Raw genomic sequence first — 22323 nt, forward strand, 5'->3', positions numbered from 1 at the left:
CGGGCGTGCAGACCGGCACCAAGATCTCCGGCGCAGCCCATATCGGGCTGATCGGGCTCGCCTTCCTGGGCGGGGTGTTCGATTCCGACCCGCCGCCGCTGGAAATGCCGGCGGTATCGGTGATCTCGGCCGAGGAATATGCCGCGCTGACGCAGCCGCGCGCCGAGACCCAGGCCGAGACGGCCGAGACCCCCGCCGAAACCGAGGCCCCCGCGCCGGAACCGGAACCGCCGCCAGCCGTTGAGGAGGTGACGCCGCCGGAAGCCGTGGCAGAACCCGAACCCGAGACTGCCCCGGAACCAGAAGTGGCCGAACCGAAACCGCAGCCCGAACCGCCCGCGCCGCAGGTGGCAGAACCGCCGCCGACGCCCGAGCCGCCGACGCCGGAACCCCCGGCGCCGCCCGTTGTCGTGGCCCCCGAACCCAAGCCCACCAAGCCGCAGCCGCGCCCGGTCGAACGGGTCGCGCCCGAGGTCGTGGCCGCGCCGCCCCCCGATACCAAGCCCGCCGAGGAGGCGACTCCCGCCGTGGTGCCCGAGAAGGGGCCTGCCAAGCCGCAGGAGCAGAAGGAAGCCACCGCGCCGGAAGAGGCGACCGACCGCATCCGCCCGGATGCCAAGGCCGAGTCCTCGCTGGCGCCCTCGACCTCGCGCCGCCCGCCCTCGACCCCGCGCCCGACGGTGCCCGAGAAGGTCGTCGAGACGGCGCAGCCCAAGCCCGAGCCGAAGCCGGCAGCCAAGCCCGAGACCAAGACCGAGCCGAAGACCGCGGCCAAGCCCGAAGCCAAGCCCGAGGCGAAGCCGGTCGACAAGTCGGCGGTGAACGATGCCCTCGCCGAAGCGCTGGGCGGCGGCCAGCAGGCCGCGGCGCATGCGCCGGCCGGCCCGCCGCTCTCGGAAGGCGAGAAGGACGCGCTGCGGGTGCAGGTGTCCAAGTGCTGGAACGTCGGCTCGCTCTCGTCCGCGGCGCTGAACACCACCGTCGTGGTGGCGGTGAACGTGGCCCAGGACGGCAAGCCCGATGGCGGGTCGATCCGGATGGTGTCCAGCTCGGGCGGCGACGATACAGCCGCGCGGCAGGCCTACGAGGCGGCGCGCCGCGCGATCCTGCGCTGCGGGGCCAGCGGGTTTGACCTGCCGGCGGAAAAATATGCACACTGGAGCGAGATCGAGATGACCTTCAATCCCGAAAGGATGCGGATCAAATGATGCGACTTCTGCTGACCCTTCTGGTGGGCGCCTGCCTGCTCGCCCCGCCTGTCTCGGCGCAGAACGGCCCGTTGCGGATCGTCATTACCGAAGGCGTGATCGAACCCTTGCCCTTCGCGGTGCCCGACCTGATCGGCGCGACGCCCGAGGCGAACCAGATGGGCGCGCAGCTGGCGCGGGTGATCGCGGCCGACCTGGCCGGCACCGGCCTGTTCCGCGAAATCCCCTCGACCGCCTTCATCAGCCAGATCCGCGATTTCGGCGCGCCGGTGCAATATGCCGACTGGAAGGCGATCAACGCCCAGGCGCTGATCACCGGCTCGGTCAGCCAGGCGGGCAATGCGCTCACCGTGCAGTTCCGCGTCTACGACGTCTTCTCGGGCGCCGAGCTAGGCAACGGGCTGCAGTTCTCCGGCTCGGTCGACGGCTGGCGGCGGATGGCGCACAAGGTGGCGGATGCGGTCTATTCCCGGATCACCGGCGAGGGCGGCTATTTTGACAGCCGCGTGGTCTTCGTCTCGGAATCCGGGCCCAAGGACCAGCGCCTCAAGCGGCTGGCGATCATGGATTACGACGGCGCCAACGTGCAGTATCTGACCGACAGCAGCTCGATCGTGCTGGCGCCGCGCTTCTCGCCCACCGGCGACCGCGTGCTCTATACCAGCTACGAGACCGGCAGCCCGCGCATCTTCGTGCTGGACATCGGCCAGGTGCAGCGCCGCGTGCTCGACACCACCGAGGGCACGATGAGCTTTGCCCCGCGCTTTGCACCCGATGGGCGGACGGTGCTCTACTCGGTCACCCAGGGCGGCAACACCGACCTCTACTCGATGTCGATCGACAGCGGCGCGCAGACCCGTCTGACCAGCGATCCCTCGATCGAGACCGCGCCCAGCTATTCGCCCGACGGCAGCCAGATCGTCTTCGAGAGCGACCGTTCGGGCACGCCGCAGCTCTACATCATGTCCGCCGGTGGCGGCGAGCCCAGGCGGATCAGCTTCGGGCAGGGGCGCTACGGCACCCCGGTCTGGTCGCCGCGCGGCGACATGATCGCCTTCACCAAGCAGAACAAGGGCCGCTTCCACATCGGCGTGATGCGCACCGATGGCAGCGAAGAGCGGCTGCTCACCGCCTCCTTCCTCGATGAGGGCCCGACCTGGGCGCCGAACGGACGGGTCATCATGTTCGCCCGAGAAACCCAGGGCGCGGCGGGGCGGTCGGCGCTGTATTCGGTCGACATCACCGGGCGCAATCTCAAGGCCATCACCACGCCCGACGGGGCGTCGGACCCGGCCTGGTCGCCCTTGCAGAATTGATGGGACGCGTTCCCAAGCGCGGCCCGATGTGTTAATCAAAGCCCAAGAACAAGCCGTAACGAGAGGCATTCAATGAGCATTATCACGAAAATCACCACCGTCGCCCTGGTGCTGGCGATGGCGGCCTGCACCAACGCGGGCCGGCTGGGCGGCGGGCCCGGCAGCGCCGGTGCCGGCTCGGGGTCGGTTATCCCCGGTTCGGCCAATGACCCGACTTCGCCGGCCTACTTCCAGCAGGCCATCGGCGACCGCGTGCTGTTTGCCGTGGACCAGTCGACCCTCTCGTCCGAGGCGCAGGGCGTGCTCGACGGGCAGGCCCGCTGGCTGGGCACCAACGCCGATTACGTCGCGGTGATCGAAGGCCACGCTGACGAGCAGGGCACCCGCGAGTACAACCTTGCGCTGGGCGCTCGCCGGGCCAATGCGGCGCGCGAATACCTGATCTCGCGCGGAGTGGCGCCGAACCGGCTGAAGACCATCAGCTATGGCAAGGAACGCCCGATCGAAATCTGCTCCGAGGAAGCCTGCTATGCCAAGAACCGGCGGGCGGTGACGGTGCTGTCCGGCGGACTGGCAGGGTAACATGAAACGGATCGCGGGGCTGGCGCTGTTCGCGCTGGCAATGGCAACGGCGCCCTTGCAGGCGCAGGACAAGCAGACGCTGGCGGACATCCGGCAGGAGCTGACGATTCTCAATGTCGAGATCCAGAAGCTCAAGCGCGAGCTGTCGACCACCGGCAGCCCCTCGGTCCAGCTTGGCGGGAACACGGTCCTTGACCGGGTCACCGTCATGGAAGAGGCGCTGCAACGCGTCACCGCGCGCACCGAGCAGCTGGAGAACCGGGTCAACCAGGTGGTGATCGACGGCACCAACCGGATCGGCGACCTGGAGTTCCGCCTGGTCGAGCTGGAGGGCGGCGACGTCTCCAAGCTGGGCGAGACCTCGACCCTGGGCGGTGTGCCCGTCACCGGCGCGGCGACGCCGGCCCCGGCCACGCCCTCGACGCCCTCCACCGAACTGGCGGTGGGCGAGGAGGCCGACCTCAAGGCCGCCAAGGCGGCGCTTGCGGCGGGCGACAATGCCCGCGCGGCGAGCCTGCTGGCCTCGTTCAGCGCGACCTATCCGGGCAGCCCGCTGGCGGCCGAGGCGGAGATGTCGCGCGGCCTGGCGCTCGAAGGGCTGGGTGACACGCGCGAGGCGGCGCGGGCCTATCTCGCCAGCTTCAACGCCGAGACCACCGGCCCGCATGCGCCCGACGCGCTGTTGCGGCTTGGCACGGCGCTGGGGCGGCTGGGCCAGACCCAGCAGGCCTGCATCACGCTGGGCGAGGTGGCCGCGCGCTTTCCGACCGCGCCCGCCGTGGCGCAGTCGCAGACCGAGATGCGCAAGCTGGGATGCTCTTGAGCCGCGGCGACGCGGAGCTTCTGACACAGGTGCGCGCGGCCTTTTCGGGCGCACCCCCCGCGCGGTTGGCGGTCGCGGTTTCGGGCGGCGGCGACTCGGTCGCGCTGATGCAGCTGCTGCGGCAGGCCTTTGATCCTTCCCAGGTGCAGATCGAGGCGGCGACGGTCGATCACGGCCTGCGCCCCGAGGCGGCTGCCGAGGCGGCGGCGGCGGGCGAACAGGCCCGCGCGCTGGGCATTCCCCATAGCGTGCTGCTCTGGCGCGACCACGCCGGCGGCAACCTTCAGGACAACGCCAGGCGCGCGCGGTTCCGCCTGCTGGCCGACTGGGCGCGGGGGCGGGCGATCGGCCATGTCGCGCTGGGCCATACCGCCGACGACCAGGCCGAGACGGTGCTGATGCGCCTGGCCCGCGCCGCCGGGGCCGACGGGCTTGCGGCAATGCGGCCAGCCCGGGTCCAGCATGGCGTGACCTTCCTGCGCCCGATGCTGTCGCTCACCCGTGCCGAGCTGCGCGACTACCTTCTGCGCTACGGCATCGGCTGGGCCGAGGACCCGAGCAATGCCGACGACAGCTATGACCGGGTGAAGGCGCGGCAGATCCTGCCGCAGCTCGCGCCGCTGGGCATCACCGCGCCGGTGTTGGCCGAGGTGGCGGCGAACATGGCGCGCAGCCGCGATGCGCTGGATTTCTACACCCACCGGGCGGCTTGCGAGATTGCCGAGGTGCGGGGCGGGGCGGTGGCGATCGATCCGGCGGGGTTCCGCGATTTGCCCGACGAGATTGCCCGCCGCCTGCTGATCCGCGCCATCCGCTGGATCGCCGGTGGCGATTATCCGCCGCGCCGCGCGCCGGTGGCGGCGCTGGCCGAGGCGCTGCGCGAGGGGCGCGCCGGGGCGCTGGGCGGCTGCCTGATGGTGCACCGGCAGGGGCGCGCCTGGATCTGCCGCGAACCCGAGGCCGTGGCGGGCCTGCGGGTGCCGGCAGGCGGTCTCTGGGACAATCGCTGGCGGCTGTGCGGTGGCGTGGCGCAGCCCGGTGAAGAGATCGCGGCGCTCGGCGAAAGCGGGCTGGCGCAATGCCCCGACTGGCGCGCCGAAGGCCTGCCGCGGGCCGCGCAACTGGCCGGCCCGGCGCTCTGGCGGGGCGACACCCTAATTGCCGCGCCCCTGGCCGGTGCGGGCCGGGGATGGTCGGCAACCCTCGAGGACGGCGAAGAAGGCTTCGCTTCGGGCGTATTATCGCATTGAACCCCGCCGTCTGATGTCTATCTTAGAGGGAAACCAGCGGCTGGCCCGAATGGGGCCCGGCTTGTGAGGAGAATTTTCTTGGGCAATGCACGCAACATCGCGTTCTGGGTCGTCCTGTTTCTGTTGATCCTGGCTCTGTTCAACCTGTTCAGTGGCTCGGGCGGAACGCTCCAGAACCAGGAGAGAACCTATTCCGAATTCGTCACGGCGGTGAAATCCGGCGACGTGACCAAGGCGACGCTGGATGGCGAGCAGATCCGCTATCGCCGCAGCGACAACCAGGAATACGTGACGGTCAAGCCGGACGATGCAGAGGTGACCAAGCTTCTGATCGACAACAACATCCCGGTGCAGGCCAAGCCGCAGCAGCAGTCGTTCTTCCAGTCGATCCTGATCACCCTGCTGCCGATCCTGTTGCTGATCGGTGTCTGGGTCTATTTCATGAACCGGATGCAGGGCGGCGGGAAGGGCGGGGCCATGGGCTTTGGCAAGTCCCGCGCCAAGCTGCTGACCGAGAAGCACGGCCGCGTCACCTTTGACGATGTCGCCGGCATCGACGAGGCCAAGGAAGAACTGGAAGAGATCGTCGAGTTCCTGCGCAACCCGCAGAAGTTCTCGCGCCTCGGCGGCAAGATTCCGAAGGGCGCGCTGCTGGTCGGCCCTCCCGGCACCGGCAAGACGCTGCTCGCACGCGCCATCGCGGGCGAGGCAGGCGTGCCCTTCTTCACCATCTCGGGCTCGGACTTCGTGGAAATGTTTGTCGGCGTGGGTGCATCCCGTGTGCGCGACATGTTCGACCAGGCCAAGAAGAACGCGCCCTGCATCGTCTTCATCGACGAGATTGACGCCGTCGGCCGCCACCGTGGCGCCGGCTATGGCGGCGGCAACGATGAACGCGAACAGACGCTGAACCAGCTGCTGGTCGAGATGGACGGTTTCGAGGCCAACGAGGGTGTCATCATCATCGCCGCCACCAACCGCAAGGACGTGCTGGACCCGGCGCTGCTGCGCCCCGGCCGCTTCGACCGGCAGGTGACGGTGGGCAACCCCGACATCAAGGGCCGCGAGAAGATCCTCTCGGTGCACGCCCGCAAGACCCCGCTGGGCCCCGACGTCGACCTGCGCGTGATCGCGCGCGGCACGCCGGGCTTCTCGGGCGCGGATCTTGCCAACCTGGTGAACGAGGCCGCCCTGATGGCGGCGCGCCTGGGCCGCCGCTTTGTCGCCATGGCCGATTTCGAGAACGCCAAGGACAAGGTGATGATGGGCGCCGAGCGCCGCTCGATGGTCCTGACCAAGGAGCAGAAGGAGCACACCGCCTATCACGAGGCCGGTCACGCCGTTGTCGGCCTGGCGCTGCCCAAGTGCGACCCGGTCTACAAGGCGACGATCATCCCGCGCGGCGGCGCGCTGGGCATGGTGGTCTCGCTACCCGAGATCGACCGCCTGAACTGGCACCGCGACGAATGCGCCCAGAAGCTCGCCATGACCATGGCGGGCAAGGCGGCCGAGGTGCTGAAGTGGGGCGAGGACTCGGTGTCGAACGGCCCGGCCGGCGACATCCAGCAGGCCAGCGGCCTGGCCCGCGCGATGGTGATGCGCTGGGGCATGTCCGACAAGGTCGGCAACATCGACTACCAGCAGGCCCACGAAGGCTACATGGGCAATGGTGCCGGCGGCTTCTCGGTCTCGGCCCATACCAAGGAGCTGATCGAGGAAGAGGTCAAGCGGATGATCGACGAGGCCTATCAATGGGCCCAGAAGATCCTGGTCGAGAAGAAGGAAGACTGGGAACGCCTGGCCCAGGGCCTGCTCGAATACGAGACGCTGACCGGCGAGGAGATCGAGCGCGTGATGCGCGGCGAGCCGCCCCATGCGCCGGATGGCGGTGACGGCGAGGCCAAGGAGGCCGCCGAGACCTCGAGCGTCACGGCGATCCCGAAGACCAAGCCCAAGCCCTCGGCCCCCGAGGGCGGGATGGAGCCGGAACCCACCGCCTGAGGCGGCCCGGCAGGAAGATGCGAGGCCCGGTTTCCGCAAGGAGACCGGGCCTTTCGCTTGGCGGCCGCTTCGTGGCATGGTCGCGCCGGGGCAGAGGCCCCAAGGGAAAGGAGCGCCGATGACCGCGAAGGACTGGAACCCCGAGAGCTATGCCCGTTTCGCCGACCTGCGGTTGCGCCCGGCGCGCGACCTGCTAGCGCAGGTGGGAGGGCTGCCGGCGGGCGGGGTGGTCGACCTCGGCTGCGGAGCGGGGGCGGCCGGCGCGATGTTGCGCGCCCGGTTCGGCGAGCGGGAACTGACCGGCCTCGACACCTCGCCGGCGATGCTGGCGAAGGCGGGCGAGACGGGGGCCTACACGGCCTTGACCGAGGCCGACGCCGCCACCTGGCAGCCCGGCACGCCGCCGGCGCTGATCTTCTCCAACGCGGCGCTGCACTGGGTCGGCGATCACGAGCGGCTGATGCCGCGTCTGGCCAGCCTGCTGGCGCCGGGCGGCACGCTGGCGGTGCAGATGCCGCACCAGAACCGCGCGCCCTCGCACCGGCTGTGGCATGACCTGGTCGAGCAGCATTTCCCCGGCCGGTTCGATCCGGCCACCTCGCCCGGCATCCTGGAGGGCGCGGCCTATCACCGGATGCTTGCGCCGCTGGGGCACCTGATGCTCTGGGAGACCGAGTATTTCCAGCTGCTGGAACCCGCCGCCGAGGGCCATCCGGTGCGCCAGTTCACCAGCTCGACCTTCGCCCGACCGGTGCTGGCGGTGCTGGAACCGGAGGAACAGGCGCAGCTTGTCGCCCATTACGACGCGGTGATGGACAAGGCCTATCCGCGCAGCCCCGACGGTTCGGTCCTGTTCCCCTTCCGTCGGCTGTTCTTCACCCTGGTCAGGGCCTGATCCAACGACAAACCGCCGCCCGTGTGGGGCGGCGGCGCAGGGTCCCGGCCTCCGGGAAGGCGTCAGAGCAGAAGCTGGTAGCTGTGCGGCACGTAGCGATAGCCCTCGCCGGCCGTCTCGACATAGCCGAGGCCGGGGAAGGGCATGTGGTAGCCGATCATCGGCACCTTGTCGGCCGCCAGCATCCCGAGCAGCTTGCGGCGGGTCGTTGCCGCCATCTCCTTGTCGGCGTCGAATTTCACCTGCCAGTCGGGATGCGCCAGCGACCAGATATAGTGGTTGGTGAAGTCGGCGCCGATCAGCAGCTGCTTGCCGCCGCTCTCCAGCATGTAGGTCATGTGCCCCGGCGTATGGCCGAAGGCGGCCATGGCGGTGATCCCGCTAGTGACGCTGCCGCCATCGTCGAGGAAGCTGGCCTTCTCGGCGAGCGGACGCATCTGCTTCTCGAAGGTCTCGTTGCCCGACATGTCCCAATGGTCGAACTCGGCCGAGCCGGTGACATAGCGCGCGTTCGGATAGGTCGGCGCATCGCCGGTCATCAGCCCGCCGATATGGTCGCCGTGCATGTGGGTCAGCACCACCACGTCGATCTGGTCGGGCGTGTAACCCGCCTGCGCCAGCGCGGCGGTGGTGCCCTCGCCCGACAGGCCGGTGTCGAAGAGCACCAGCTCCTTGCCGGTATTGACCACGGTCGGGGTGAAGAAGAACTGCGCCACGTCAGTCGGCAGGTTGGCCGCGGCCGATGCGGCTGCGAAGTCCTCGGGGCTGGCGTTCAGGCCGAAGATGTCGTGCGGGTTCGGCACCGGCCGGGAGCCGGCCAGGATCGTCGTTACCTCGAACTCGCCCAGGGCGATCCGGTTGAACATCGGCGCGGTGGCGCCCATCATCGGCGCCGCGGCGCGCAGGGCGCTCGGCAGAGCTGCACTCAGCGGCAGGGCGGCGGCCCCGGCGATCAGGCTGCGGCGGCTCAGTCGGGTCGTGTCGGTCATCAATCCCCTCCAAGAAATGTATGGTAGGGGTCAGTCTAGTGCGCAAAACCTCCGCGGAAAGATCCTGCGGATAATCGCGAGGGCTGTGCGAAAAAGCGCAGGGTGCGCCGCCCCTTTTCTTCGCGCCGCATCTGGTGTCCTATGGCAGCCGGTCAGGGCAGGGCATCCCCATGGAGTGGCGCGACCACGGCATCCTTCTCAGCGCGCGCCAGCATGGCGAGACCTCGGCGATCATCGAGGTATTCACCGAGGCGCATGGCCGCCACGCCGGCGTGGTGCGCGGCGGTGTCAGCCGCAAGATCGCGCCGATCTTGCAACCCGGCGCCCAGCTAGACCTCGAATGGCGCGCCCGGCTCGAAGACCATCTCGGCGCCTTCCAGGTCGAACCGCTGCGCAGCCGCGCCGCCGCCGCCATGTCGGGCCGCCTGGCGCTGGCCGGGCTGAACGCGGTCTGCGCGCTGCTGGCCTTCAGCCTGCCCGAACGCGAGGCCCTCCCGCGCCTCTACCTCGCCAGCGAGCGGCTGCTCGACCTGCTGGGCCAGGACGAGATCTGGCCGCTGGCCTACCTGAACTGGGAAAAGGCGCTGCTGGAAGACCTCGGCTTCGGCCTCGATCTCTCGGCCTGCGCGGTGACCGGCACGCGCGAGAACCTGGTCTATGTCTCGCCCCGCACCGGGCGCGCCGTCTCGGCCGAGGGGGCCGGCGAATGGGCCTCGCGGCTGCTGCCGCTGCCGCCCTGCCTGCGCGGCGAGGGCGAGGCGGAGGACGCCGAGATCGTGCAGGCGCTGGGCACCACCGGCTATTTCCTGGCCCATCATTTCGCCGCCGGACTGGGGGACAAACCGCTGCCCGCGGCCCGCGCCCGTTTCGTCGAAGCCCTCGCCCGGCGGGGCTGAGAGCGGCGGCGCATGGCCGCCGATGCAATCAAACGGTGGCAAGCGCGCCCGAATTGGCTATCCTGATGATGCGTCCCGCGTGGTTCGGGGACCCAATCCCCGCTGCTGCCGCGTCGAACGGGACGTCGGCGAGGGGAGGATAATCATGAAAGTCATAGCTGTCGTGGGCCCGTCTCAGGCGGGCAAGACCACGGTCATCGAGGCGCTCGCCTCGCTCGAGGAGCAGCATCCGCAGCGCCTGGCGCTGGCCGGAGACGCCGCGGTGACCCGGTTCGGATTCATGGGCGAGTCCTGGGCTGCGCTGGACCTGCCCGGCGGGCCTGACAGCCTGGCCCAGGTCGGCCCGGCGCTGATGGCGGCGGATGCCGCGGTGCTGGTGGTCCCGGCCGATACCGAGGCGGCGGTGCTGGCCGCGCCCTACCTGCGGCTGCTCGAGGCCTCGGGCCTGTCGACCTTCGTCTTCATCAACCGCATCGACGCCGCCACCGACCGCGTCCGCGACATCGTCGCGGCGCTGCAGGTCTATTGCCAGCACGGCATCGTGCTGCGCCAGATCCCGATGCGCAAGGGCGACCGGGTGGTGGGCGCGGTCGACCTGATCTCGGAACGGGCCTGGGAATACCACGACAACGCCCGCTCCTCGCTGGTCGAGATGCCGCCCGAGATACGCGACCGCGAGGCCGAGGCGCGGATGGATTTCCTCGAACATCTCGCCGATTTCGACGATGCCCTGATGGAGCAGCTGATCGAGGATCAGAAGCCGATGACCGAGGATATCTACCGGGTGGCGACCCAGGTGCTGCAGCACCACGACCTGGTGCCGGCGCTGCTGGGCTCGGCGGCGCATGGCAAGGGCGTGCTGCGGCTGATGAAATCGCTGCGCCACGAGGTGCCGGACGTCGAGCAACTGCGCGAGCGGCTGCCCGAGGGCGTGCTGGCGGTCGGCTGCATGGCCGATGCGGTCAAGCACCTGGGCAAGACCGTGCTGGTGCGCGCGGTGGCGCCGGGCGTCGGCCCCGGCGCGTCGCTTGCCGGCGCCTCGGTCGGCAGCTTCCTCGACCTCGACGCCCGCGCGCCGGTGGGCGCGCTCGAGGCTGGCGGCATCGGCCTCGCGGTCAAGAGCGACCACCTCTCGGCCGACACGCCGCTGTTCACCGCGACCGGCGCGCATCCGGTCCCCGAGGGTCTGCGCCCGCGCACCGCCAACCACCGCTTCCTCGTCACCCCGGCCAACGAGCGCGACGAGACCCGGCTTGCCACCGCCCTGGCGCGGCTCTCCGAGATCGACCCCGGCCTCGCGCTGCTCCAGCACGAGGGCAGCGGCCATACCGTGCTCTGCACGCAAGGCCCGCTGCACCTGCGCCGGCTGGTCGACAAGCTGACCGGCGTCTTCGGCATCGAGGTGCAGACGGTCGAGATCCCGGCGGCGCTCTGCGAGACCATCGCCCGCAAGGTCGAGAAGCACCACCGCCACCGCAAGCAGTCCGGCGGCGCCGGGCAGTTCGCCGACGTGCTGATCGAGGTGATGCCGCTGGCGCGGGGCGAGGGCTTCCGCTTCGGCGAGCAGATCAAGGGCGGCGCGATCCCGAAGAACTACATCCCCTCGGTCGAGGCCGGCGCGCGCGATGCGCTCTCCGAGGGGCCGAACGGCCACCCGGTGGTCGACCTCGGCGTGCTGCTGAAGGATGGCAAGTTCCACGCCGTCGACAGCTCCGACTTCGCCTTCCGCACGGCGGGCCGCAACGCGGTGCGCGAGGCGCTGGCCGAGGCCGGGACCGTCGTGCTGCAGCCGATCAACCGGGTGACGATCCGGGTGCCCACGGTCTATTCCGGCGGGCTTGTGCCGCTGGTCAGCGCGCTGAAAGGGCAGGTGGTGAGTTTCGAAGCCGACCCCGAGGCCGCCGGCTGGGACGCCTTCCACGCGCTGCTGCCGGTCTCGGCCGAAGCCGAGCTCTTCAACGCGCTCGGCGGCGCCACGCGGGGCACCGCCTGGTACAGCTCGGAGCTCGACCACTACGAGGAGCTGCGCGAACCGCCCCGCCGCGCCGCGGGCTGACGCCCCGCGCCGGCCGCCCACCGCGACCCGGAAGGAAACCAGGCACCATGCCCCTGGTTTCTCTTCTTCCCAAATACCTCCGGGGGAGACGCCGAAGGCGTTGGGGGCAGCGCCCCCCAGGGCGACACCGGCCCCCAGGCGTGGACTTCCGCGACGAGCGTAAGGCGGGGTTTCACCCCGCCGCCGTGCCCTCCAGCGTGACGCCGAACAGCCGCCCGGCGCCGGGAACGGCATCGTTCACCCCGGCGAGGCGCAGGCAGTGCCAGGCCATGGCGTGATCGCTCGATGTCACCGGCAGCCCGGCGCGGGCTTCGATCGCCTCGACGCGTTCCGAGAGCCGGATCGAGGTGCAGGAGACGAAGACCGCGTCGAGCTGCGCCGCCTCGGCGAGCCGCGCGACGCCGTCCTCGACCGAGTCGAGCGAGATCCGCGCCGCTTCCGGGTCCTGCACCTTGTTCCAGGTGCCGAAGGCCGCGACATGGACCCCGCGCGAGTCGAGGTAGCGGCGCACGATCTCGTTCACCGCCGGCTCGTAGGGCGTCAAAACCCCGATCCGCCGCGCGCCGAGCGCCTTGAAGGCGGCCAGCGCCGCCGTGACCGGGGTGGTGCAGGCGATGCCGGGGCGCACCTTGTGGATCTCGGCGAAGACCGCCTCCTCGCCCAGCGTCATCGTCGCCGAGGTGCAGCCGAAGGCCACCACGTCGAGGTGCTGTCCCGGCATGATGAGCTCGGTGCCCGGCGCGATGCGCGGGCCGATGGCGCGCAGCGTCTCGGGGGTGATCTCGTTGTCGCAGAACACCCGGCTGGCATAGAGGCCGACCCCGTCGAGCGGCATCAGCCGGCGGAACTCCAGCTCCATGGTCTGGTCGATGCCCAGCACCACCAGCCCGATCGCCGCCCGTGCGGCGACGCCGCCGTCCAGGCTGCAGGGCAGCACTCCCAGGTCGACGAAATCCGCGTCCTTCATGCGCCTCTCCCTCAGCTGTCGTTCACCGCGGCCAGCGCCAGCGCCGGGGTCCGCCCCGCCACGTCATCCGCCAGGATCCGCGCCGAGCCATGCGACATGGTCCAGCCGATATGGCCGTGGCCCGTATCATACCACAGGTTCGCGTGCCGCCGCCGGCCGATGAAGGGCAGGTTGGTCGGCGTCATCGGCCGGAGCCCCGCCCACATCTGCGCGCGGTCGTGGTCCATGCCTTCGGGGTAGAGCTCGCGCACCACCGATCCCATGAAGGCGAAGTCCGAGGGGCGGTGCGCGGTGGAATAGCCGGCGACCTCGGCGGTGGCTGTGACCCGCACCATGTCGTTGAAGCGGGTTATGGCGACGAGGTTCTCCTCGTCGACCGAGCCGATGGTCGGCGGCGCCGGGTTGTTGCCCACGGGGATGGTCAGCGAATAGCCCTTCACCGGCCAGATCGGCAGCGGCTCGCCGATGGTGCGCGAGAGCTTCGGGCTCTCGTTGCCGAGCGCCATGACGAAGGCATCTGCCTTCACCACGCCCCGGTCGGTGGTCACCGAGGTGATGCGGTCGCCGGTCGCCTGCAGCGAGAGTACCCGCTCGCCGGTGCGGATCTCGCCGCCATTGCGGGCGACATGCGCGGCGAGCGCGGTGGTGAAGAGGTGGCAGCTGCCGGATTCGTCGGTCGGGCAGTAGATGCCGCCGGCGATCCGGTCGCCGACCGATTGCAGCGCCGGTTCCAGCGCCAGCACCTGGGCGCGGTCGAGCACCTCGATGGTATGGCCGAGCCGGGCCATGATCTGCATGTGGGCGGCCCCGGCCTCGAAGCGCTCCTGTGTGCGGTAGAAATAGAGAATGCCGCGGTCGACCTTGCCATAGTCGATGCCGACATCGCGCACCGTCTCCTGCAGGATCTTCTGCGAATAGGAGGCGATGGCATATTTGCGCGCCGTGTTGGCCGTCGATTTCGCCGCCGTGCACTGGCCGAGGAACTGCAGGCACCAGAGCCACTGGCGCAGGTCCGCCTGCGGCTTGAAGCGGATCGACTGGTCGCGCAGGAACAGCGATTTGAGCATGATCATCGGCGCCTTGGGCGAGGACCAGGTGAAGGAATGCCCCGGCGCGATCATCCCGGCGTTGCCCCAGCTTGTCTCGGTGCCGACCGCCTCGTTCTTCTCGATGACCGTGACCTGGTGGCCGTCCTTCTGAAGCTCGTAGGCCGCTGTCACCCCGACCACGCCGCCACCCAGAATCGCGATATGCATCGACCGTCCCCAAACCTGCCGCCGGGGCAGGATGGCATACAAACGGGCATCGTCAATCGCGATTGCGGCATGGCCCCGGCGGTTGCATTGACTCGGGTCAGGGGCCGCGTCATCACTTCCGGGGCCGCGCAATTTGCGGGCAGACAAGGAGACACCATGAAGGACATCCCGAATTCGACCGAGGCGCGGGACATCAAGAACCTGATGCATCCCTATACCAATGCCCGCAAGCTCGAGACCGAGGGTCCGCTGGTGATCGAGAGCGGCGAGGGGATCTACGTCACCGACAACAACGGCAACCGCTACCTCGAGGCGATGTCGGGTCTGTGGAGCGCCGGTCTCGGTTTCTCCGAGAAGCGCCTGGTCGCGGCGGCCACGCGGCAGATGGAGAAACTGCCGTTCTACCACATCTTCTCGATGCGCTCGCACGGGCCGGCCGTCGACCTGGCCGAGAAGCTGGTGAACCTGGCCCCGGTGCCGATGAGCAAGGCCTTCTTCACCAACTCGGGCTCCGAGGCCAATGACACGGCGGTCAAGATGCTCTGGTATCGCGCCCATGCCCTGGGCACGCCGGAGAAGAAGAAGGTGATCTCGCGCCTGCGCGGCTATCACGGTGTCACCGTGGTGGCGGCCAGCATGACCGGGCTGCCCTACAATCACACCTCCTTCGGCCTGCCGCTGCCGGGCTTCCTGCACACCGGCAGCCCGCATTACTGGCGCGACGCCGAGCCGGGCGAGAGCGAGGCCGACTTCGTCGCCCGCCGCGCGCGCGAGCTGGAGGAGCTGATCCTGGCCGAGGGCCCCGAGACCATCGCCGCCTTCATCGGCGAGCCGGTCAATGGCGGCGGCGGCGTGATCGTGCCGCCGCAGGGCTACTGGCAGGCGATCCAGGCGGTGCTCGACAAGTATGACATCCTGCTGATCGCCGACGAGGTGATCTGCGGCTTTGGCCGGACCGGGAACATGTTCGGCACCGAGACCTTCGGCATGAAGCCCGACATGATGACGCTGTCCAAGCAGATCACGTCGAGCTACCAGCCCTTCTCGGCGCTGCTGGTGAACGAGCGGGTCTTCGCCCCGATCGCCGACGAGAGCAACCGCATCGGCACCTTCGGTCATGGCTATACCGGCGGCGGCCACCCGGTCGGCGCGGCGGTGGCGCTGGAGACGCTGCGGATCATCGAGGAGGACAAGCTGCTGGACCATGTCGGCGATGTCGGCGCGCATATGCAGGCGGGCCTGGCGGCGCTGACCGGGCATCCGCTGGTCGGCGAGCACCGCGGCGTCGGCCTGATCGCGGCACTGGAGCTGGTCACCGACAAGGAGACCAAGGCGGGGCTGGACAAGCCCGGCGCACTGGGCGGTATCGCGGCGGCGAAGATGCAGGCCAATGGCGTCATCTCGCGCAACATGAACGACGCGCTGGCCTTCTGCCCGCCGATGATCATCACCCATGCCGAGGTCGATGACATGCTGGCGCGGACGAAGCGCTCGCTCGACGAGACGGCGGCCGAAATCGGCATGTGACGCGCGGCGGGGTGAAACCCCGCCCTACGCCTTCGCCGGCGGTCCACGCCCGGCGGAGGCGGCGATTCCGGGGGCCTTGCCTCCGCCGCCCGTTCCGGGCGACTCCCCCGAGTATTTTTGAAGAAGAGAAACCGGGGGCGCGGCGCCTCTGCCTTGTGGCCGTCAGCGCCGGCCGTAGTAGAGGCCGACGACGTGTTCGGCCTCGGCGAAGAACAGCCAGCGGGCGCAGAAGACGCCGGCGAGGTGGCTGAGCGCTGCCAGCGCCGCCCAGGCGTGGCTGAAGGGCAGCAGCAGGAAGAGCACGGGGATCACCACCATCAGGGCCAGTGCGATCACCCGGAGTTTCACCGCGTGGCGGCGGGCCACGACGAAGACCATCTCGCGGGTGAGGTAGTTCGAGCCGGTATGCGGCGGCTCGAAGGCGCGGACGCGACCGATGGGGCCGAGGCCTGTGGCGGAGGCGAGCGTGGTGCCCGATTGCGCCAGCGCGCGGTCGCCGGTGATCCAGTAGGCGACCTGCACCAGCCCGGCGAGCAGCAGCAGCCAGAGCGCCGCCGTCACCTGGCCTGCGAGCAGCGCGCCGCCGGCGAGGCCGGTCGAGAGGAACATCGCCGGGGTCAGCGGCGAGTGCCAGCGCGGCACGGTCTTCAGCTGGGCGTAGATCATCGAGGTGGCGATGAGGGTGGCGAGGCTGAGGCCGGCGCCGAGCCAGCCGAGCAGGCTCCAGCGCGTGCCGAGGAGGACCAGCCCGGCGCCATAGGCCGCGAGGACCAGCAGGGCCGCGACCGAGAACCAGCCTTCGCGCGAGAGCCAGCTGGTCTTCCACTGGGTAAAGGCCTTGAGCGCCCGTTCCGGGTGGCCGAGGTGGAAGGTCGAGGCCGAGAGGCCGCCGACCGCCAGCAGGTAGGAGAGCACGAAGAAGGCGAAGGCGGTCCAGCCGGTGACATCGGGGAAGCCCAGGCCGAGGAAGACCAGCAGGCCGAAGCCGAGGCCCGAGAGCGAGGTGAAGAGGATGACGGAGGGTGCCGGATGCATCAGAGCCTCCCGAGCGTGCGGTCGAGCCAGCCGAGGAAGCCGGTCGGCTCTTCGACGACCGGGGCGAGCAGCGGGGCCAGGATGTCGATCTGGCCTTCCAGCTGGTCCTTGGGGCGGGGGGGCAGGTATTTGTTCACTGGCCGGGTGCCGAGTTCCGGCATCAGGTCGATGCCGCCGCGCGCGGCGGTGAGTTGCGAGACGTTGCTCTCGGGGTCGGCGAAATCGCCGAAGTGCCGCGCGCCGGCAGGGCAGGTGCGCACGCAGGCGGGCACGCGGTCTTCCTCGGGCAGGTTCTCGTTGTAGATGCGGTCGACGCAGAGGGTGCATTTCTTCATCACCCCCTCGGCCTGGTCGAGCTCGCGCGCGCCATAGGGGCAGGCCCAGGCGCAGAGGCCGCAGCCGATGCAGTCGCTCTCGTTCACCAGCACGATGCCGTCCTCGGTGCGCTTGTAGCTGGCGCCGGTGGGGCAGACGGTGACGCAGGGCGCGTCCTCGCAATGCAGGCAGGACTTGGGGAAGTGGATCAGCTGCGCCGCGCCCTGGTCGGGCTGGACCTCGTAGGAATGCACCCGGTTGAGGAAGGTGCCCGAGGGATCGGCGCCGTAGGGGTCCTGGTCGGACAGCGGCGCGCCGTAGTTCTCGGTGTTCCAGCCCTTGCAGGAGATCACGCAGGCATGGCAGCCGACACAGGTGTCGAGGTCGATCACCAGGCCCATCTTGCGGGTGGTGCTGGCGGGAAGTTCGGTCATGGCCGGTTCTCCAGTCTCGGGTCGTTCATTTCCCGCTCTCCCATTTCAGTTCCTTCGGCCCCTGGCCCACGGGCGAGGCGATCGGCGGCCAGGCCGGCTGGCTTTCGCTCGGGGCGGCAACCTTCTCGATGCGCACCCGCAGGTCGAACCAGGCCGCCTGCCCGGTCACCGGATCGGAGTTCGCCCAGCGCTGGCCGTCGCCCTTCTCGGGCAGCAGCTCGTGGATCAGGTGGTTGAGCAGGAAGCCCCTGGTCGCCTCGGGGGCGTCGGGTTCCAGCGCCCAGGCGCCCTTGCGCTTGCCGATGGCGTTCCAGGTCCAGACCGTGTTCTCGTTGAGGGCGGCCATTTCCATCACCGGCACCACGATGGCGCCATGGGGCGAGGTCACGCGGGCCCAGTCGCCGTCGCTCAGCCCATGCTGGCGCATCAGCTTGCTCGGGACGTAGAGCGGGTTCCTCCCGTGCAGCTGGCGCAGCCAGGCGTTCTGGCTGCCCCAGCTGTGATACATCGCCATCGGGCGCTGGGTCAGCGCGTGCACCGGAAAGTCGCCGGTGGCCGGCGCGGTGTCGTACCAGATCGGCAGCGGGTCGAGCTGTTCGCCGATGCGGGCGCGCAGGTGGTCGGGCGGCTGACGCTCGCCATGGCCCTCGGCGGCGAGCTGGAAGCGGCGCAGCGGTTCGACGTAGAGCTGGAACAGGTAGGGCAGGGGCTTGTCGTAGAGGCCGGTCTCGACCGCCCAGTCCTGGTAGGCCATGTTCCAGGGCTTGTAATAGCCGCTCGCCTCGGGGATGTGCCGGGTCCAGAAGCCGCCGTTGGCGATGTATTCGTCGAGCTGGTCGGGGTTCACCCCGCCGCGCCCCTTGCCGGAGCCGGTCTCGCCCGGCGTGCGCCAGCCCGAGAGCGGGCCGACGCCGGGGCGGCGTTCGTGGTTCACGATATAGTCGGCGTAATCCGCGAATTTCTGCGAGCCGTCGGCATTGGTGAACTGCGGCAGGTTCAGCCGCGCGCCCAGTTCGCAGAGCACCGACTGGAAGCCGCGCACGTCGCGGTCGGGTTCGATCACCGGCCAGCGGATCGCATCGGCGGCGGCATCCGCCTCGGAGATCGGCCGGTCGAGCAGCGAGATGCAGTCGTGGCGTTCGAGGTAGGTGGTGTCGGGCAGGATCAGGTCGGCATAGGCCACCATCTCGGAGCTGTAGGCATCGGAGTAGATGATCCGGGGAATGACGTAATTGCCCTCCGCATCCTGGTCGGTCAGCATCTTCATGACGCCCGAGGTGTTCATCGACGAGTTCCAGGACATGTTCGCCATGTAGAGGAACAGCGTGTCGATCCGGTAGGGATCGCCGGCATGGGCGTTCGAGATCACCATGTGCATGAGGCCATGGCTCGACATCGGGTTTTCCCAGGAAAACGCCTTGTCGATCCGGGCCGGGCTGCCGTCGTCCTTCAGCGCCAGGTCGGCGGGGCCGTGTACGAAGCCCAGGTGTGGGCCGTTCAGCGGCTGGCCGGGATTCACGCCGACATGCGGCTTGGGGTGGGCCTCGGCGGGCTTGGGGTAGGGCGGCTTGAAGCGGAAGCCGCCGGGCACCTCGACGGTGCCGAGCAGGATCTGCAGCACGTGCAGGGCGCGGCAGGTCTGGAAGCCGTTGGCATGGGCCGAGATGCCCCGCATCGAGTGGAAGCTGACCGGGCGGCCCTTCATCGTCTTGTGGGTCTCGCCACGGAAGTCGGTCCATTCGAGCGGCAACTCGAAGGCCTCGTCGAAGGCGACGCGGGCGATCTCGCCCGCCACGGCGCGGATGCGGGCGGCGGTGATGCCGCAGCGTTCGGCCACCGCCTCGGGGGCGTATTCGGGGGCGAGGTAGCGGTCGGCCATCAGGTGGAAGACCGGGCGGTGGGTGATGCCGTCGCGGGTCAGGGTGCCGCCGAGGTCGGGGCGCAGGCCCTTGCGGTCGAAGGGCGCGAGCTGGCCGGTGTCGCGGTCGATCACCAGCGGCTTGCCGTCGCCGTCGCGCAGGAAGAGGCCGTGTTCGGCCGAGGCGGGGTCGCAGTTCACCAGCACCGGGGCATTGGTGTAGCGGGCGAGATAGTCGAGATCGATCTTGCCGGCCTTCATCAGCACATGGACCAGCGATAGGATGAACAGGCCGTCGCTGCCCGGCGTGATGCCGATCCAGTCGTCGGCGACGGCGTTGTAGCCGGTGCGGATCGGGTTGATGCCGATCACCCGCGCGCCTTTGGCCTTGAGCTTGCCGAGGCCCATCTTGATCGGGTTGCTGTCATGGTCCTCGGCCACGCCGAAAAGCAGGAACAGCTTGGTGTGCTCCCAGTCGGGCTGCCCGAATTCCCAGAAGGCGCCGCCCATGGTGTAGATCCCGGCGGTGGCCATGTTGACCGAGCAGAAGCCGCCGTGGGCGGCGTAGTTCGGGGTGCCGAAGCTTTGCGCCCAGTAGCTGGTGAAGCTTTGCGACTGGTCGCGGCCGGTGAAGAAGGCGAGCTTTTCGGGGTTGGTGGCGCGGATCGGGGCGAGCCAGCCGGTGGCGATCTCCAGCGCCTCGTCCCAGCTGATCTCCTCGAACTGGCCCGAGCCGCGCGGCCCGACCCGCTTGAGCGGCGCGCGCAGGCGCGAGGGGGCGTTGACCTGCATGATACCGGCCGAGCCCTTGGCGCAGAGCACGCCCTTGTTCACCGGATGGTCGCGGTTGCCTTCGATATAGGCCACCTTGCCGTCCTTCATGTGCACGTTGATGCCGCAGCGGCAGGCGCACATGTAGCAGGTCGTCTTGCGGATCTCGTCCGAGACCTTCGGCGACGTATCGATGCGCGGCTGGTTCATTGCGGGAACTTTCCTTGGTTCGAAATGGGAGTGCGGGTCATCATCGGGCGGCGATCCGCTGAACGATGCCGATGGCGGCGAGCGCCAGCAGCAGGGAGAGGCAGAAGCGCCGGTAATGGCGCTCGTAGGCCGGCACGAAGAGCGCGCGGCCGACCCAGATGCCGGCGAGGCAGGGCAGCAGGAGAACCAGCGCCCGTTGCAGGGCGAGCCAGTTGGTCATGCCGAAGGCGAACTGCCAGAACAGCGAGAGCGAGCCGCCGAGGAAGACGCTGAAGATCATCGAGGCGCGCGCCATCCGCGCCGGCATGTTCAGCGCAAGCACGTAGAGCACGATCACCATGCCGCCGATCGAGGCGAGGCCGGTGGCAAGGCCGGCCATCAGGCCGACGCCCAGCGTGGTGGCGCACCCGCGCGCCGGCAGCTGCACCCGCGCGAGCTGGAGCGTGGCCAGACCCGAGACGAGGCAAAGAGCGATCAGCGCCGAGACGTTCGGGTCGACGCTGGTGGTCAGCGCCAGCCCCGCCGGAATGCCGAGCGCCGCCGCTCCGTGCAGGCGCAGCACCATGCCGCGGTCGGCCTCGCCGAGGCCGCCGCGCATGAGCATGGCGCTGGCCGCCAGTTCCAGCAGCGTGCAGACCGGGATCAGCACCACCGGCGGCAGGATCAGCACGCAGCTCGCCATGATCAGCGCCGAGAGGGCAAAGCCCGAGAACCCGCGCACGACGCCGGCACAGAAGACCGCCGCCATGACGTAGGCAAGTTCGTAAGGGCTCAGCCCCAGCACGTCAGCCGCGCTCGCCGATCGGCAGGTAGCCGCGCGGCGCGGGGCCATCGTAGAGCGTCAGCGGGCGGATCAGGATGTTGTTGCGCTGCTGCTCGATGCACTGGATCACCCAGCCGGGCATCCGGCCGATGGCGAAGATCGGCACGTAGAGGTCCATCGGGATGCCGTGCAGCTGGTAGATCACGCCGGAATAGAAATCGACGTTCACGTTGAGGCCATGGCGGGCATAGGGCTTCATCGCCTCGACCACGCCCTGCAGGATCTCGTACCATTGCGGCGCGCCCATCTCCTCGCCGAGCTTGCGCACGCCTTCGCGCATATGCCGGGCGCGGGGGTCTTCCTTGCGGTAGACGCGGTGGCCAAAGCCGGTGACGGCTTCCTTCGCGGCGCGCTTGGCCTTGACGTAGTCGGCGGCGCGGTCGGGGGTGCCGATCTCCTTGACCATCTTCATCACGTCCTCGGCGGCGCCGCCATGGGCCGGGCCGGCAAGGGTCGAGAGTGCGGTGACGATGCCGCCGTGCAGGTTGGCCTCGGTGCCGATGGTGACGCGGGCGGCAAAGCTCGAGGCATTGGCGCCGTGTTCGGCGTGCAGGATGAAGTCGACGTCGGCAAGCCGCGCGGCGTCTTCCGAGGGCTTCTCGCCCTTCAGCATCCAGAGCCAGTTGGCGGCATGGCTCAGCGCCGGATCGGGCGCGACCGGCGCGCGGCCGTTGCGGATCGCCTCATGCGCGGCGATCAGTACCGGCACCTGCGCGGTCAGCTTGAGACCGTTGGCGATGAAGGCGGCTTCGCCGACCTTCTGGCTGTCGGCATCCAGAGCCGCCAGCGCCGAGACGGCGGTGCGCAGCACGTCCATCGGGTGGCCGTCCTTGCAGGCGGCGATGATGTCGAAGACCGCCGGCGGCACGCTCCGCGCGGCGCGCAGGGCGGCGTCGAATTCGGCCAGCTGCGCCGATGTCGGCAGCTCGCCGTGGATCAGCAGGTAGCAGACTTCCTCGAAGGTGGAATGGGTTGCGAGATCGTGGATGGAATAGCCGCGGTAGCTGAGCTCGCCGGCGTTGCCGTCGATGTCGCTGACCCCGCACCTTTCGAAATAGACGCCTTTCAGGCCGCGGTTGATCTTGACTGTCTCTGTCACTTGAGGCTCCTT

General features: G+C 69.4%; 18 protein-coding genes. 10 read left to right on the forward strand and 8 right to left on the reverse strand.

Features of this window, described 5'->3' with window-relative positions; all coding sequences use genetic code 11:
* Positions 1-5: 5 nt before the first annotated feature.
* The 7 genes from tolA (at position 6) to IE266_RS06035 (ending at position 8075) form a co-directional block, all read left to right on the forward strand.
* Complete coding sequence (gene tolA / locus IE266_RS06005; RefSeq protein ID WP_189679127.1) at positions 6-1208, forward strand: cell envelope integrity protein TolA; 1203 nt, start codon at positions 6-8, stop codon at positions 1206-1208.
* Positions 1205-2524 carry a Tol-Pal system beta propeller repeat protein TolB gene (gene tolB / locus IE266_RS06010; protein WP_189679128.1) on the forward strand — a complete coding sequence of 440 codons (1320 nt, stop codon included), beginning with the start codon at positions 1205-1207 and terminating at the stop codon, positions 2522-2524. Before tolA ends, tolB begins: the two co-directional genes overlap by 4 nt.
* Positions 2525-2596: 72 nt before the next feature.
* Positions 2597-3106 carry a peptidoglycan-associated lipoprotein Pal gene (gene pal / locus IE266_RS06015; protein ID WP_189679129.1) on the forward strand — a complete coding sequence of 170 codons (510 nt, stop codon included), beginning with the start codon at positions 2597-2599 and terminating at the stop codon, positions 3104-3106.
* Position 3107: 1 nt separating this feature from the next.
* Positions 3108-3929 (forward strand): tetratricopeptide repeat protein, encoded by an 822-nt coding sequence (locus IE266_RS06020; protein ID WP_189679130.1) that lies wholly within the window; start codon positions 3108-3110, stop codon positions 3927-3929.
* Positions 3920-5179, forward strand: a complete 1260-nt coding sequence (tilS, locus tag IE266_RS06025) for a tRNA lysidine(34) synthetase TilS (protein ID WP_189679131.1) — start codon at positions 3920-3922, stop codon at positions 5177-5179. Before IE266_RS06020 ends, tilS begins: the two co-directional genes overlap by 10 nt.
* Positions 5180-5257: 78 nt before the next feature.
* Entirely contained in the window at positions 5258-7180 is a 1923-nt protein-coding gene (gene ftsH, locus IE266_RS06030; protein WP_189679132.1) for an ATP-dependent zinc metalloprotease FtsH, read from the forward strand.
* A 118-nt stretch (positions 7181-7298) separates the two neighbouring features.
* Positions 7299-8075: a methyltransferase domain-containing protein gene (locus IE266_RS06035; RefSeq protein ID WP_189679133.1), complete on the forward strand. Its 777-nt coding sequence runs from the start codon at positions 7299-7301 to the stop codon at positions 8073-8075.
* Between the two features lie 62 nt (positions 8076-8137).
* On the opposite strand, the gene IE266_RS06040 is transcribed toward IE266_RS06035, so the two are convergent.
* Positions 8138-9064 (reverse strand): MBL fold metallo-hydrolase, encoded by a 927-nt coding sequence (locus IE266_RS06040; RefSeq protein WP_189679134.1) that lies wholly within the window; start codon positions 9062-9064, stop codon positions 8138-8140.
* A gap of 170 nt (positions 9065-9234) precedes the next feature.
* Between IE266_RS06040 and recO the strand changes: the two genes are divergently transcribed.
* Together recO and IE266_RS06050 are read left to right on the forward strand one after the other, a co-directional pair.
* Complete coding sequence (gene recO / locus IE266_RS06045) at positions 9235-9960, forward strand: DNA repair protein RecO (protein ID WP_189679135.1); 726 nt, start codon at positions 9235-9237, stop codon at positions 9958-9960.
* Positions 9961-10105: 145 nt separating this feature from the next.
* On the forward strand, positions 10106-12016 hold the full coding sequence (locus IE266_RS06050) for an elongation factor G (protein WP_189679136.1): 1911 nt from the start codon (positions 10106-10108) through the stop codon (positions 12014-12016).
* A gap of 172 nt (positions 12017-12188) precedes the next feature.
* Here the strand turns inward: IE266_RS06050 and IE266_RS06055 are convergent, their stop codons facing one another.
* Positions 12189-12983: a maleate cis-trans isomerase family protein gene (locus IE266_RS06055; protein WP_189679137.1), complete on the reverse strand. Its 795-nt coding sequence runs from the start codon at positions 12981-12983 to the stop codon at positions 12189-12191.
* Positions 12984-12994: 11 nt separating this feature from the next.
* Complete coding sequence (locus tag IE266_RS06060; RefSeq protein WP_189679138.1) at positions 12995-14239, reverse strand: D-amino acid dehydrogenase; 1245 nt, start codon at positions 14237-14239, stop codon at positions 12995-12997.
* A gap of 156 nt (positions 14240-14395) precedes the next feature.
* Between IE266_RS06060 and IE266_RS06065 the strand changes: the two genes are divergently transcribed.
* Positions 14396-15766, forward strand: a complete 1371-nt coding sequence (locus IE266_RS06065; protein WP_189679139.1) for an aspartate aminotransferase family protein — start codon at positions 14396-14398, stop codon at positions 15764-15766.
* A gap of 162 nt (positions 15767-15928) precedes the next feature.
* Here the strand turns inward: IE266_RS06065 and IE266_RS06070 are convergent, their stop codons facing one another.
* Genes IE266_RS06070 through IE266_RS06090 form a run of 5 tightly spaced genes read right to left on the reverse strand, consistent with a single transcriptional unit; the run spans position 15929 to position 22311 of the window.
* Entirely contained in the window at positions 15929-16801 is an 873-nt protein-coding gene (locus IE266_RS06070) for a dimethyl sulfoxide reductase anchor subunit family protein (RefSeq protein ID WP_189679140.1), read from the reverse strand.
* Positions 16801-17550, reverse strand: a complete 750-nt coding sequence (locus IE266_RS06075) for a 4Fe-4S dicluster domain-containing protein (protein WP_189679141.1) — start codon at positions 17548-17550, stop codon at positions 16801-16803. Before IE266_RS06075 ends, IE266_RS06070 begins: the two co-directional genes overlap by 1 nt.
* A 25-nt stretch (positions 17551-17575) precedes the next feature.
* Positions 17576-20389 carry a molybdopterin oxidoreductase family protein gene (locus IE266_RS06080; protein ID WP_189679142.1) on the reverse strand — a complete coding sequence of 938 codons (2814 nt, stop codon included), beginning with the start codon at positions 20387-20389 and terminating at the stop codon, positions 17576-17578.
* 40 nt (positions 20390-20429) lie between these two features.
* Positions 20430-21221 (reverse strand): sulfite exporter TauE/SafE family protein, encoded by a 792-nt coding sequence (locus IE266_RS06085; protein WP_229863908.1) that lies wholly within the window; start codon positions 21219-21221, stop codon positions 20430-20432.
* A complete protein-coding gene (locus tag IE266_RS06090) occupies positions 21175-22311 on the reverse strand; it encodes a citrate/2-methylcitrate synthase (RefSeq protein ID WP_189679144.1) in 1137 nt (378 codons plus the stop codon). Before IE266_RS06090 ends, IE266_RS06085 begins: the two co-directional genes overlap by 47 nt.
* Between the last annotated feature and the right edge of the window lie 12 nt (positions 22312-22323).

Origin of the sequence: Seohaeicola zhoushanensis, from assembly GCF_014656415.1 — a bacterium.
Classification (GTDB): Bacteria; Pseudomonadota; Alphaproteobacteria; order Rhodobacterales; family Rhodobacteraceae; genus Seohaeicola_A; species Seohaeicola_A zhoushanensis.